General features: G+C 64.1%; 14 protein-coding genes. 3 read left to right on the forward strand and 11 right to left on the reverse strand.

From position 1 onward, the window contains the following. Positions 1-6 precede the first annotated feature (6 nt). The 4 genes from DFK10_RS13870 to DFK10_RS13885 form a co-directional block, all read right to left on the reverse strand. Complete coding sequence (locus DFK10_RS13870; RefSeq protein WP_109389627.1) at positions 7-483, reverse strand: GNAT family N-acetyltransferase; 477 nt, start codon at positions 481-483, stop codon at positions 7-9. Next, a complete protein-coding gene (locus tag DFK10_RS13875; RefSeq protein ID WP_109389628.1) occupies positions 480-1,073 on the reverse strand; it encodes a VOC family protein in 594 nt (197 codons plus the stop codon). Before DFK10_RS13875 ends, DFK10_RS13870 begins: the two co-directional genes overlap by 4 nt. Before the next feature lie 117 nt (positions 1,074-1,190). Further along, positions 1,191-3,317 carry a methylmalonyl-CoA mutase gene (gene scpA / locus DFK10_RS13880; RefSeq protein ID WP_109389629.1) on the reverse strand — a complete coding sequence of 709 codons (2,127 nt, stop codon included), beginning with the start codon at positions 3,315-3,317 and terminating at the stop codon, positions 1,191-1,193. Next, positions 3,292-4,278, reverse strand: a complete 987-nt coding sequence (locus tag DFK10_RS13885; RefSeq protein WP_109389630.1) for a hypothetical protein — start codon at positions 4,276-4,278, stop codon at positions 3,292-3,294. Before DFK10_RS13885 ends, scpA begins: the two co-directional genes overlap by 26 nt. Positions 4,279-4,456: 178 nt before the next feature. Between DFK10_RS13885 and DFK10_RS13890 the strand changes: the two genes are divergently transcribed. Then, positions 4,457-4,921 (forward strand): DUF4174 domain-containing protein, encoded by a 465-nt coding sequence (locus DFK10_RS13890; RefSeq protein WP_109389631.1) that lies wholly within the window; start codon positions 4,457-4,459, stop codon positions 4,919-4,921. A 6-nt stretch (positions 4,922-4,927) separates the two neighbouring features. On the opposite strand, the gene DFK10_RS13895 is transcribed toward DFK10_RS13890, so the two are convergent. The 7 genes from DFK10_RS13895 to DFK10_RS13920 form a co-directional block, all read right to left on the reverse strand. Beyond that, positions 4,928-5,299 (reverse strand): hypothetical protein, encoded by a 372-nt coding sequence (locus DFK10_RS13895; RefSeq protein ID WP_109389632.1) that lies wholly within the window; start codon positions 5,297-5,299, stop codon positions 4,928-4,930. Between the two features lie 4 nt (positions 5,300-5,303). Beyond that, on the reverse strand, positions 5,304-7,301 hold the full coding sequence (locus tag DFK10_RS13900) for an acetyl-CoA carboxylase biotin carboxylase subunit (RefSeq protein WP_109389633.1): 1,998 nt from the start codon (positions 7,299-7,301) through the stop codon (positions 5,304-5,306). A gap of 94 nt (positions 7,302-7,395) precedes the next feature. Beyond that, the gene (locus tag DFK10_RS13905) at positions 7,396-7,599 is read right to left on the reverse strand and encodes a hypothetical protein (protein ID WP_109389634.1); all 204 of its coding nucleotides are present in this window, start codon (positions 7,597-7,599) and stop codon (positions 7,396-7,398) included. Positions 7,600-7,915: 316 nt separating this feature from the next. Further along, positions 7,916-8,275, reverse strand: coding sequence for a hypothetical protein (locus tag DFK10_RS13910; protein WP_109389635.1), 360 nt, complete (start codon positions 8,273-8,275; stop codon positions 7,916-7,918). A 66-nt stretch (positions 8,276-8,341) separates the two neighbouring features. Continuing rightward, positions 8,342-8,494 carry a hypothetical protein gene (locus tag DFK10_RS16535; protein ID WP_217810161.1) on the reverse strand — a complete coding sequence of 51 codons (153 nt, stop codon included), beginning with the start codon at positions 8,492-8,494 and terminating at the stop codon, positions 8,342-8,344. Positions 8,495-8,711: 217 nt separating this feature from the next. Then, on the reverse strand, positions 8,712-9,086 hold the full coding sequence (locus tag DFK10_RS13915; RefSeq protein ID WP_217810162.1) for a DUF6497 family protein: 375 nt from the start codon (positions 9,084-9,086) through the stop codon (positions 8,712-8,714). A gap of 94 nt (positions 9,087-9,180) precedes the next feature. Beyond that, positions 9,181-10,713, reverse strand: coding sequence for an acyl-CoA carboxylase subunit beta (locus tag DFK10_RS13920; RefSeq protein WP_109389636.1), 1,533 nt, complete (start codon positions 10,711-10,713; stop codon positions 9,181-9,183). Positions 10,714-10,906: 193 nt separating this feature from the next. On the opposite strand from DFK10_RS13920, the gene DFK10_RS13925 reads away from it, so the two are divergent. Both DFK10_RS13925 and DFK10_RS13930 read left to right on the forward strand, forming a co-directional pair. Then, entirely contained in the window at positions 10,907-12,121 is a 1,215-nt protein-coding gene (locus DFK10_RS13925) for a multidrug effflux MFS transporter (RefSeq protein ID WP_109389637.1), read from the forward strand. 81 nt (positions 12,122-12,202) lie between these two features. Then, positions 12,203-13,597 carry a helix-turn-helix domain-containing protein gene (locus DFK10_RS13930; protein WP_109389638.1) on the forward strand — a complete coding sequence of 465 codons (1,395 nt, stop codon included), beginning with the start codon at positions 12,203-12,205 and terminating at the stop codon, positions 13,595-13,597. Positions 13,598-13,637: the final 40 nt, after the last annotated feature.

The following is a 13,637-nucleotide window of genomic DNA, read 5'->3' on the forward strand; positions in this document are numbered from 1 at the left end:
GGAATGTCAGAGCCGTTTTTGCATCAGGATCAGGTCCATCCAGCGGCCAAATTTGTGACCCACTTCAGGCAGGCGGGCGACCTGCCTGTAGCCCAATGCGCGATGGAACCGGACGCCTTCGGGGTTTTCCCCGCTGACCCCGGCAAAGAGCGAATGCACCGCCCCCGCGCGGGCATGGTCCTCAAGCGCGGTCATCAGGGCGCGACCCAATCCGCGACCCGATGAACCGGGCGCCAATTGCACCGTATGTTCCATCGTGTGGCGATAGCCGACGCCTCCCCGGAACTGAAAATAGGTCGCAAATCCGGCGACGGCCCCGTCGGCCTCGATCACGAGGAAACAGGGATTTGCAGCGATGGCGGCCTCGACCTCGGACGCGGTTTTTTCCGCCGAATTGAAGGTGGCGGAGGTCTCGCGGATGTAATGGTTCCAGATCGCGGCAATGGCCCCGGCATCCGCGGCGCGGGCCGGGCGCGGCGTCACAGCGTGACCTCGCCGCGGGGCGTGTGGAACCGCGCCGAAAGACCGGGCTGATCGCCCTGCTGATAGACGACACCGGGCACCGAGATCCGCCGCGACAGGGCCGCGGCCTGCGGGTGGGTGATCGTCAGACCGGCAAAGCGGACACCGCTTTCCGGCAGGCTGTCGCCCGGCGGGCTGTCCACCTGCCATTGCAGAAGGGTCGGCAGGGCGGCATCCAGCGGCAGGCGGCCATCCCCGGGCACGGAAATGCGCCAGCGCAGGGCATCGCGGGCCAGGTCGACAGCAACGCCGCATTCCGGGAAATCGGCCAGCGCCGCATCCAGATCGGGCACACGGCAGATCCAGTTGACAAGGCGCGGGCTATCAGGCGGATTGTCCAGGCCGAACCACCTTGGGCCCTGGCTTTCGGCGGAGGGGTCCGGGGCAATGACCTCAAGATACAGGCCCGCCCCCAGCCCAAGCAGCCGATTATGGGTGCCGAAATGGGCGTGTTTCCCGCCCGGCCCCATCGGCACGCCCAGCCGCGCCTCGGCCGAGGCGACACCCTCCTCAAGGTCGGCCGCACATATGGCGAGATGATCAAGCTGCATCGCGTTGCCCTTCCTTCGCACAGATCACCCGGATTCCGGCACCGGGGCAAGGTGCCAAGGGCAACGGACGGGGCGGGCACGCTCGGCGCAAGCCGGCGGGGCCGCCCGTCCGCGCGTTTACCCTCGCGCTTCGCGGATCAGGCGCAGGATATCCTTGGCCGCCTCGGGGATATTGGTGCCCGGGCCGAAGATCGCCTTGACCCCGGCCTTTTTCAGGAAATCGTAATCCTGCTGCGGGATCACACCGCCGCAGATCACGATGATATCCTCGGCGTCGGCCGCTTTCAGCGCCTCGATCAGCTTGGGGGCAAGGGTCTTGTGACCCGCCGCCTGCGACGAGATACCGATCACGTGCACGTCGTTGTCCACCGCGTCCTGCGCGGCCTCTTCGGGCGTCTGGAACAAGGGGCCAACATCCACGTCAAACCCGATATCGGCAAAGGCCGTGGCGATGACCTTTGCGCCGCGGTCGTGGCCGTCCTGCCCCATCTTGACCACCAGCATGCGCGGGCGGCGCCCCTCGTCCTTGGCGAAGGCGTTCACGGCCTCTTGTATGGCGGCGAAATCCTCGTCGCCCTCATAGGCGGCGCCATAGACCCCGGCCAGTGTCTTGACCTCGGCGCGGTGCCGTCCGAATTCCTTTTCCATCGCCATGCTGATTTCTCCGACGGTTGCGCGGGCGCGCGCGGCCTCCACCGCGGCCTCCAGCAGGTTGCCTCCCTCTTTTGCGCGACGGGTCAGTTCCGCCAGCGCGTCGTCACAGGCCGCCTGGTCGCGGCTGTCGCGGATGCGTTTCAAGGCCGCGATCTGGCTGTCGCGAACCTTGACGTTGTCCACGTCGAGGATGTCGATCGGGTCTTCCTTGTCCTTGCGATACTTGTTGACACCGACGATCACCTCGTCGCCGCGGTCTATCATCGCCTGCCGGGTCGCGGCGGTTTCCTCGATCCTCAGCTTGGGCATGCCAGAGGCGACGGCCTTGGTCATGCCGCTCATCTCCTCGACCTCTTCCATCAGCTTCCAGGCCTCTTCGGCCAGGTCATGGGTCAGCTTTTCGACGTAGTAGGATCCCGCCAGCGGATCGACCACGTTGGTCACGCCGGTTTCTTCCTGCAGGATCAGCTGGGTGTTGCGGGCGATGCGCGCGCTGAATTCCGTGGGCAGCGCGATGGCCTCGTCCAGCGCGTTGGTGTGCAAGCTTTGCGTGCCGCCCAGAACCGCGCTCATCGCCTCGTAGGCAGTGCGGATGACGTTGTTGTAGGGGTCCTGTTCCTGCAAGGACACGCCGCTGGTCTGGCAATGGGTGCGCAGCATCTTCGACCGGTCATTCTTCGCGCCGAACTCGGTCATGATGCGGTGCCAGAGCATCCGCGCCGCGCGCAGCTTGGCCGCCTCCATGAAGAAATTCATGCCGATGGCAAAGAAGAAGGACAGCCGGCCCGCGAACTTGTCCACGTCCATCCCCGCCTCGATCGCCGCTTTCACGTATTCGCGCCCGTCGGCCAGCGTATAGGCCAGTTCTTGCACCAGGTTCGCGCCGGCCTCCTGCATGTGGTAGCCGGAGATCGAGATCGAGTTGAATTTCGGCATCTCGTTGGAGGTGTATTCGATGATGTCCGAGATGATCCGCATCGAAGGTTCGGGCGGATAGATATAGGTGTTCCGGACCATGAATTCCTTCAGAATGTCGTTCTGAATGGTGCCGGCCAGCACCGATTTGTCGTGTCCCTGCTCCTCACCCGCGACGATGAAACTGGCAAGGATCGGGATCACGGCACCGTTCATCGTCATCGAGACCGAGACCTTGTCGAGCGGGATGCCGTCGAACAGGACTTTCATGTCCTCGACCGAGTCGATGGCAACGCCCGCCTTGCCCACATCGCCCTCGACGCGGGGGTGGTCGCTGTCATAGCCGCGATGGGTGGCCAGGTCGAAGGCGACCGAGACGCCCTGCTGCCCGGCGGCCAGGTTCTTGCGATAGAAGGCGTTGGACTCTTCGGCCGTCGAGAAGCCCGCATATTGCCGGATGGTCCAGGGCCGCCCGGCATACATGGTGGAGCGCACCCCACGGGTGAACGGCGCCTCGCCGGGCAGAGTGCCCATATGTGGCAGGTCGCGCGCATCCTCGTCGGTATAGAGCGGCTGGACGTCGATCCCTTCCAGCGTCTTCCATGTCAGGTCATCCAGTGGCCGCCCGCGCAGTTCCTTTTCGGCGCGTTCAGCCCACTCCTTTTTCGATCCCATCTTTCAGTCCTCCGGTTGGCGTGGGGCCGCTTCCCGGCACCACGCGCAGATTCCTTCTGCCCGGTTTCCCGGGCCTGTCAGTCGTCGCGGACGTTTTTCGCCCGTCGGTATAGGTGGCCAGCCCTTCGGCCCCGGCCTTCAGCCAAGCCAGGTCATGGCGATACTCGGCGTGCAGAACAGCGCGCTGGTCCTCATCAAAGGGCATCCAGCGCCCGGCCTTGTCCTGATACGATCCGCCGGGCATGCATTCGCCACGCAGCGCCAGTTCCTCGACCAGGCCGCCGAAACCGGGGCCCCGATTGTGCCAGTCCGCCGGGTCGGAAAGACCGGCGGGCAGGTCCCTGCGCCACAGCGCCGCGACCACGTCGCGGGGCCGCCCGGCCCATTGTTCATAGGTCCAGACCGTGATTTCGGCCCCCGGAAAAACCGTGGCGATATCGCGGACCAGCCGCCGCCAGCGTCGCGGCTGTGTGACAAGGCAATCCAGCAAGGCCCGGTCGGGGGCGGGATAGCCACGCCGGATGGCAAAGCCCAGGCAAGACGCCCAATAGTCTTCGTAGGACCGAATCCCGAGCCCAAGTCGCAGAGTGTGCCCGTCGAATGCCGGGGCATAGCGTGCCATCCGTTCCACGAGGTAGGGGTAGAGCCTGCGATCCTCGATATTGTTCATCATCGTGCCGAGCAGGTTTTCCTCTGACAGCAACAGCGCCGATTGACCGGCGATTTCCAGCCGCCCCAGTTCAAGCTGAATGCGTCCGATCGACCGCAGGCCGCGCTGATCATCCTCCATCGTGACGCGCATGGGGTGGCGCACCAGCCCATCCAGCAGCCCGTCGCGGGTGCGGCGCGGTGTCCAGGGGGTCAGGCCCGCGGCGGCCAATGCCGCCCGATTGTTCCAAAGGAAGGCCTGGAAACTGGTTGTGGCGGTGCGATGCGCGCCCAGATGCAGCAGAATGTCCATATGCCTTGATCCTTTCCAGCGTGGTGGACAGGACGCGCCAAACGGCGCATCTCGCCATGGACCTGTTTCAAGACAGTTTCTGACAATAGGCTTAATGATAAAATTGTTCCGGCCAGTGGGACGCAAAGCCTTCGATTTCCCGGACAAGACCCCTATATCAGACGCGAAGGGATGACGAATGACACGACTTTTCGCCCTAGTTTTCGCGGGTCTACTGGCCGGATCGGCCATTGCGCAGGACAGTCCTGACTTGTCCGCGGTCGAACTCTGGCAAGCCGAGCCCGCCACGGTTTTTGCCGCCGATGAATTGGATTTGAGCGAATTTGTATGGATCGCGCGACCCATCGTGATCTTCGCCGATAGCCCGAACGATCCGCGCCTGCGCCAGCAGCTGGATCTTCTGGCCGACCGCCCCGAGGTTCTGATAGAACGCGACGTGGTCGTCGTGGTCGATACCGACCCTGCCGCCATGTCGCCCCTGCGCGAGCGGTTGCGGCCCCGCGGCTTCATGCTGGTGATCATTGGCAAGGACGGCGAGGTCGAACTGCGCAAACCCGCCCCTTGGCCCGCGCGAGAGATATCGCGCTCGATCGACAAGATGCCGCTCAGGCAGCAGGAGATCGACGCCGAACGCGGTTTCTGAGCCATCTCAGTCGCCCTCGACGCGAAGCGCAAGCGCCAGGCCTGCGGCCAACGTGACCAGAACAACCAAGCCCAATGCAGCAACCGGGCCCATCCCGGCCCCGATCAACAGGTAGGCCGCCCCCCACATCGCCAGCAGAACCACGGCGGCCAATACCCAGAACCCGCCTCGCAGGGCACGGCCCCGACCGATACCGTAGACCAGTGCAAAGGCGGCCACCCCGGCGACCGGCGCGGCCAGAAGGCGCAGCCCGGACGGGCCGGTCTGACCGGGCGCGAAGACCGCCCCGGCCTGCAACCGCATCACCGCATAGGCGGTTCCGAGCGCCGCAAGGTAGGCCAACAGGTAGACCAGCGCGATATGGGCGCGGCGCGGCATGGGGCTATTCGAACTCCATGATCACGTCGTCGACCGCAAGGCTGTCACCGGCCCCGGCATTGATCTGCAACACGATCCCGGTCCGTTCCGCACGCAGGATGTTTTCCATCTTCATCGCCTCGACGGTGCAGAGCGCCTGGCCCTCCTGCACCTCCTGGCCGACCTCGACATCGACCTTCACGATCATCCCGGGCATCGGGCAAAGAAGCATCTTGGACGTGTCCGGCGGCAGTTTCTCGGGCATAAGCGCGGCCAGTTCGGCCTGGCGCGGGGTGCGCACGTTCACCTTCAGGTCCGCTCCGCGATACCGCAGCCGGAAGCCCGCGGAAATCAGGTCGGTCTTGAGCACGAGCGGCGCCCCATCCACGGACATGCGCGCCAGAGACTGGCCGGGCGTCCAGTCCCCCTCGACGCGATAAGTCTGGCCATCGACGTCGACAGTCGCACCTTCGCGATCCGCCTCGACACGGGCTTCATAGGTCTCGCCCTGCAGGGTCACGACCCAATCCTGCCCGACATGACGTTCATGGTTGCCCATCCGCCCCGAGATACGCGCCCGGCGAATTTCGCAGACCCGGTACATGGCGACGGCAGCGGCAGCAACGCGGCCCAGCTCCGCCTTGGGCAGGGTCACGCCCTCGAACCCGTCGGGGTATTCTTCGGCGATGAAGGCGGTGGTCATCTCGCCGCTGGTGAATTTCGGGTGATCATAGACCGCGGCCAGGAAGGGGATGTTGTGCCCGATCCCCTCGACCTCGAAACTGTCGAGCGCGATGCGCATCTCCTCGATCGCCGTGTCGCGGTCAGGGGCCCACGTGCACAGCTTGGCGATCATCGGGTCATAATATATGGAAATCTCGCCGCCCTCGAAGACGCCGGTATCGTTGCGCACCGCGCGCTTGGCCTCGGCCACCTCTGCGGGCGGGCGATAGCGGGTCAGCCGCCCGATCGAGGGCAGGAAGCCGCGATAGGGGTCCTCGGCGTAAAGCCGGCTTTCCATCGCCCAGCCATTGAGCTGAATGTCGTCCTGGCTGAGTTGCAGAACCTCGCCATTCGCGACGCGGATCATCTGTTCGACAAGGTCGACGCCGGTAATCAGCTCGGTGACGGGGTGTTCCACCTGCAAACGGGTGTTCATTTCAAGGAAGTAGAAGTTCTTTTCGCCGTCGACGATAAACTCGACGGTGCCGGCGCTGGCATAATCAACAGCCTGCGCAAGCGCCACGGCCTGTTCGCCCATCGCCTTGCGCGTCGCCTCGTCGAGGAAGGGGCTCGGGGCCTCTTCGATCACCTTCTGGTTTCGGCGCTGGATCGAGCATTCCCGCTCGCCCAGATAGATGCCGTTGCCGTGGCTGTCGCACAGGACCTGAATCTCGATATGGCGCGGCTGGGTGACGAATTTCTCGATGAAGATGCGGTCGTCGCCAAAGGAACTGGCCGCCTCGTTCTTCGACGATTGAAAGCCCTCGCGCGCCTCCTCGTCGTTCCAGGCGATCCGCATGCCCTTGCCCCCGCCCCCGGCGCTGGCCTTGATCATCACCGGGTAGCCGATCTCCTGGCTGATCTTCACCGCCTCATCGGCATCCTCGATCAGGCCCATCACGCCGGGCACGGTGCTGACACCGGCTTCCTGCGCGATCTTTTTCGAAGTGATCTTGTCGCCCATCGCCTCGATCGCGCCCTTGGGCGGCCCGATGAAGGCGACGCCTTCAGCCTCCAGCGCCTCGGCAAACTTGGCATTCTCGGAAAGGAACCCGTAGCCCGGATGCACCGCCTCGGCCCCGGTTTCGCGGATCGCCTTCATCACGTTCTCGATCACGATATAGGACTGGTTCGCCGGAGCCGGTCCGATATGAACCGCCTCGTCCGCCATTTCCACGTGCAAAGCGTGCTTGTCCGCGTCCGAGTAGATGGCAACGGTCGCGATGCCCATCTTGCGGGCGGTCTTGATGACGCGGCAGGCGATCTCGCCCCGGTTGGCGATCAGGATTTTCTTGAACATGGGCTAGGGTCCTTCAAAGAAAAACCGCCGCGCCGGGGAAATCCCGGAACGGCGGTTGGGTAGGTTCGGCCGCCCCGGACGGGGCGCAATCAGATCAGCGGCAAGCGGTCGTGACTTCGTCGCACAGCGCACCGGCCGCGCCACCGACGATGGCACCCGTGACGGGGTCGCCGCCAAGCGCATCGGTGACGACGGCACCGGCAGCGGCGCCGGCAAGGCCGCGCTCGAGATCGTTGTCGAGGCAGGCCGACAGGCCGGCCACTGCCACACAGGCGAGAACGAGACGGATTTTGAACATTGGATACTGCCCTTGTTTTGGTTGGTCTTATGGTAGTGAGAATCGGCGTTTTCACGCTTGAACACAACTGAAAACTTGAGCTGCAAGGGTTTTGCGCGGAATTGCCCCACCGAGAAAAGGGGTGCCGGCCCGACCGCAGAGCGATCAGGCCGACGAGGGGAAGGGTAACGGTTTTGACAATATGCGCGCGGCTGGGAACCGCCCGCTCCATCACGTTGCCACCCCCGGCCTGCCCGGTCACGCGCAAGCTGCGCACAGGGGCGAAGCTCGGCCATTTCCCGCCAAAAGTGTATTCTGGTGCGCCGATTCCTGCCGATCATGGCGACCATCCCGGCATGAAGATTTCAGGAAAGCTGGCATGGGCGACCTTCATATCGACCCGCAGCAGGGCATCGTAGCTTTCCGGATCAAAGGGATCCTCGGCGGGCACGACCTCTCGCTCGAACAACCAATTCAACCGCCCGGCATCCAGATTGCCACGTGCGAATGGCTCGTCTCCGAAATGGTCGATCAAGGCCCAGAGGAACCCCTCGTCCGCCTTGCGATCTGCAGGCCGCCGATCGGCATAACGCTCGCGGCGCTTCAATGCGGGGGGCGTGCCCTTGGCAGGACGCCGCAGCGTGAACTGGTAGTCGGTGCCGGGCAGGCGACTGGGGAATCCGCGGTGCTTTTCCATCACGCGCCCTCGCCGATCGGAAGGCGCGTCGGTGGGACAGGCTGGCGCGCCTGTCCCGAGACCGGCCTAGTTGTACTTGCCGGAAAAGCTGGGCTCGGTGGTAACCGGAACCGGGTCAACGACCACGAATTCCTCGACCTCGCCGGCATCATTGCCGCCGCAAGCCGCAACCAGGGCCAGCACGGCCACGGCCGCGAGGCTCTTGATTTTGTTCGACATGACTGTCTCCTGTCTCTTGTCTGCACGCGGATCGTGCCGGTCTCGCGCCGGTTCGGATCCGATTTCCGAGGTAAGGCTGCTTGGGAACAACCCTGTGGAAAACTACGCGAAACAGGGGCCGATTGATACGGGACAGTTTTCGGCGCCGGGGCCTGTGGCGCACCCGACACAAAGCAGCATATACATGAGCTTCGTTTTGCAAGATATTGTGTCTGCATCAAAAAGCCTCCCATATGCAGTCACCGTTCTCGATGCTGAAAACTTCGAAGAACTGCGTCACATCGGGGGCGACCTCTCCGAAGGGCACATCTTTTGCCGACATCGAGATCACCAGTTTGTCCACCGTGACATCGCTTGCAGCAAGGGCCGGCAATGCCAAATCCGCACACAGCACGGCGAAGTCATCGGCCACCGCCTCGAAACCACGTGCATCGAGGTCCGGCGCGAGGAACCGGAACCGTGCCAGCACCGGCACCTCCTCCAGTCGCACCTCCAAAAGACTAAGCGGCTGGCCAGAGGGCACCGTCACGTCCTGAGCAGCCACCGCGGGAGCGGCGGCCAACATCAGGACGGAAAGGAACGAACGGATCAACAAGGGCGTGCCACCTGGCTTCTTTGGGTCGAAAATACCGCGGGGGAGTCGGCCCATCGGGCCGACGGGGGCAGAGCCCCCGCCCCGTGCCGGACTAGAGCGGGATGTTGTCGTGCTTCTTCCACGGCATCTTGCGCTGCTTGCCGCGCAACCCGGCAAAGGCCCGGCACAGCCGCTTGCGCGTCGAACGGGGCTGGATCACTTCGTCGATGAACCCGCGCTCGGCGGCCACGAAGGGATTGGCGAAGCGGTCTTCGTATTCCGCCGTGCGGGCCGCGATCTTTTCTTCGTCGCCAAGTTCGGAGCGATAAAGGATCTCGGTCGCGCCCTTTGCGCCCATCACCGCCACTTCCGAGGTGGGCCAGGCATAGTTGATATCCCCGCGCAGGTGTTTGGAGCTCATGACCACGTAGGCGCCACCATAGGCCTTGCGGGTGATGACGGTGACCTTCGGCACCGTTGCCTCGCCATAGGCGAACAACAGCTTGGCGCCGTGCTTGATGACGCCGCGATATTCCTGGCCCGTGCCCGGCAGGAAGCCCGGCACGTCCACCAACGTCAGCAGCGGAATTTCAAAAGCATCGCAGAAGCGGACGAAACGCGCCGCCTTGCGCGAGCTGTCGATATCCAGGCAGCCGGCAAGCACCATCGGCTGGTTGGCGACCACACCCACGGTCTGGCCTTCGAGCCTGATGAACCCGGTGATGATGTTCTTGGCGAAATCCTCCTGGATCTCGTAGAAGTCGCCCTCGTCGCCGATCTTGTGGATCAGCTCTTTCATGTCATAGGGCATATTCGGGTTTTCGGGCACCAGCGTGTCGAGGCTGTCCTCGACCCGGTCCACATCATCGAAGAAGGGGCGCACGGGCGGCTTCTGCTGGTTGTTGAGCGGCAGGAAATCCACCAGGCGGCGCACTTCGGCCAGGGCCTCCACGTCGTTTTCAAAGGCCGCGTCGGCGACGCTCGACTTCTTGGTATGGGTGCTGGCCCCGCCCAATTCCTCTGCGGTGACCTGTTCGTTGGTCACCGTCTTGACCACGTCGGGGCCGGTGACGAACATGTAAGAGCTGTCCTTCACCATGAAGATGAAGTCGGTCATGGCCGGGGAATAGACCGCGCCGCCCGCACAGGGGCCCATGATAACGGAAATCTGCGGCACCACGCCTGAGGCCTCGATATTGCGCTGGAAGACCTCGCCATATCCGGCCAGGCTGTCGACGCCCTCCTGGATACGGGCGCCGCCCGAGTCGTTGATGCCGATGACCGGGGCACCGTTCTGCATGGCCATGTCCATGATCTTGCAGATCTTCTGGGCATGGGTCGCGCTGACCGATCCGCCCAGAACGGTGAAATCCTGTGAAAAGACATAGACTTGGCGGCCATTGATCGTGCCCCAGCCGGTGACGACCCCGTCGCCATAGGGGCGGTTGTCCTGCATGCCGAAATCAATGCAGCGGTGAGCGACGAACATGTCGTATTCCTCGAAACTGCCCTCGTCGAGCAGCAGTTCGATCCGTTCGCGTGCGGTCAGCTTGCCCTTGGAATGCTGGGCGTCGATACGCTTCTGCCCCCCGCCGAGGCGGGCGGCCTCGCGGCGCTCTTCCAGTTGCTGCAAAATATCGGTCATGCGGTGATCCCTTGGCTAGATTGGCTCCGTTCTAGACCGCCATGCGCCAAAACCCGAGTCCCGATTGGCAAATTTGCAAAGAAATGGATTTGCGGCACTCGTATTTAGCAAATCTGCGAACGCTCGACCCTGTGCGTCGACGGCCCCGACCATGTGCATGGACACACTCGTCGAAAGGGCCTAGCCCTGTTTCATGACAACCTCGCCCGATGTCCGGTTTCTCGATCGCCGGACCGCCCCACACCTTCTGACCCTGATCCTGTTGGCCGGTATTCCCGCGCTCAACATGTCGATCTTCCTGCCGTCGCTGAACGGCATGGCGGTCTATTTCCAGGCCGATTACGCGGTGATGCAGCTCGCGGTTTCGGGCTACCTGGCGGCGACAGCGATCCTCCAGGTCGGAATCGGCCCCCTGGCCGACCGATACGGGCGCCGGCCGATGATCCTCGGGGCGCTCAGCTTGTTCCTGGTCGCGACGATCGGCACGATCCTGTCCCCGACAGTCGAAGTCTTCCTGGCATTCCGGCTTCTTCAGGCGGCGGTCGCCACGGCCATGGTCTTGTCTCGGGCGATCGTGCGCGACATGGTCCCTGACGCCGAGGCGGCCTCGATGATCGGCTACGTCACCATGGGCATGGCCCTGGTGCCGATGATCGGCCCGGCCATCGGGGGTGCGCTCGACCAGCTGTTCGATTGGCATGCCTCTTTCGTCTTTCTTGCAGTCGCCGGAGCGGCGGTTCTGGCGCTGGCCTATTACGACCTGGGCGAGACCGTGGCCGGGTCGGGGATGGATTTCCGGGCGCAGATGCGCACCTATCCCGAACTTCTGACATCGCCGCGTTTCTGGGGCTATGTCGCCTGCGCCGCCTTCGGATCGGGCGCCTTCTTTGCCCTGTTGGGCGGCGCATCCTTCGTGGCGGGAGAGGTGTTCGGACTATCCCCGTTCTGGGCCGGGATCGCGCTTGGATCCCCCGCGATCGGCTATGCGATCGGAAACGGGATTTCCGGGCGATTCTCTGTCCGGATCGGCATCGACCGGATGATCCTGATCGGCACCCTGATCGCCGGGGCTGGCATGGGGGCCTCGCTGATCGTTTCGCTGTTGGGGTATTCGCACCCTCTGCTGTTTTTCGGGTTCTGCACCTCGCTTGGGCTGGGCAACGGAATCATGCTGCCCAATGCCACCGCCGGGTCGCTATCAGTGCGCCCGCATCTGGCCGGCACGGCCAGCGGGCTGGGCGGCGCGATCATGATCGGCGGCGGTGCTTTCCTGTCGGCTATCGCGGGCAGCCTTCTGACCGAGCAAACCGGCGCTTTGCCGCTGCAGGCCATCATGTTCGTAACGTCGGTTCTGGCAACCGGCTCGATCCTGTTGGTGATGCGCCGCACGGCCAAACTGAGCCGCTGATCATTGCGCGACGGGTTTGCAAAGACTATCGTCTTTCCAGGCTAACCTGCAAAGCACCCACTGCCCCGAGGACCTGCCGACATGGCGACCCAGAAACTCTATGCCGGCGCCAAGCTGCGCGAATTGCGCGGGCGCATCGGCCTGACCCAAAAGGCCTTCGCCGAGAAGTTGGGCGTGTCCCTGCCCTATCTCAACCAGATGGAAAACAACAACCGCCCGGTCTCGACCACGGTGGTTCTGGCGCTGGCGCAGGAATTCGGCTTCGACGTGACCGAGTTGCAATCGGGCGACGAGGCGCGCCTTGTCTCGGATATGCGCGAGGCCCTGGCCGACCCGGTCTTTACCAGCTCCGCCCCGCCGCAATCGGACCTGCGGCTGGCCGCCTCCAACGCGCCGGCCCTGGCCCGTGCCTTTCTCGAACTGCACACCGCCTATCGCCAGACCCATGAGCGTCTGGCCAGCCTCGACGAGGCACTGGGGCGCGAGGACAGCCGACTGCAACCCAGCCCGTGGGAAGAGGTGCGCGACTTTTTCCACTACTGCGACAATTACATCGACGCCGTCGACCGCGCGGCCGAAAGCTTCGCCGCCAAGGCCGGCCCGGATATCGAGGCCGCGACGGCAAACGCGCTGACACGGCACGGCGTCACCATCGCCCGCAGCCGCGACCCCGAGATCCGGCGCTACGACGCCGAAACCAAGACCCTGACGCTCGCGCGCACCGCTGCGCCCTCGACGCAGGTTTTCCAGATGCTGCTGCAACTGGCGTTACTGGAACAGGACAAGCTGCTGGAGGCGACGCTCGATTTCGCCCGTTTCCAGAGCGATCAGGCCCGATCCATCGCCAAGATCGGCCTTGCCAATTATTTCGCCGGGGCCGCGCTGATGCCTTACGGCGTCTTCCTGGCGGCGGCGCAGGAAACACGGCACGACCTCGAACGGCTGGCGGACCGCTTCAGCGCCTCGCTGGAACAGGTGGCGCATCGCTTGTCGACCCTGCAAAGGCCCGGCGCCAAGGGGATTCCGTTCTTTTTCGTAAGGGTGGACCAGGCCGGCACCATCACCAAGCGCCACTCGGCCACAACGCTGCAATTCGCGCGGTTCGGCGGGGCGTGCCCGCTGTGGAATGTCCACCGGGCCTTCGAGACCCCCGGCCGCTGGTTGCGGCAACTGGCCGAAACCCCAGACGGCGTGCGCTATTTCTGTCTCGCGCGGGATGTGTCCAAGCCCGGCGGCGCCTGGGGCATTCCGACCCGCCGCTACGCCATCGGGCTGGGCTGCGAGGTGAAACATGCGGGCGCCCTGACCTATGCCGACGGCATGCCCACCGATCATGCCGAGGCCTTCGAACCGATCGGCATTTCCTGCCGCATCTGCGAACGGCGCAATTGCCCGCAGCGATCGGTCCCGCCATTGGAACGGCAGCTGCGCGTGGACCCCAATCGTCGTGGCATGCTGCCCTACCAGGTCGATTGACGCGCAGGGTCCATTCGGGACACAAGTATCGGACACCAAT

Source organism: Salibaculum griseiflavum, from assembly GCF_003129565.1.
GTDB lineage: Bacteria > Pseudomonadota > Alphaproteobacteria > Rhodobacterales > Rhodobacteraceae > Salibaculum > Salibaculum griseiflavum.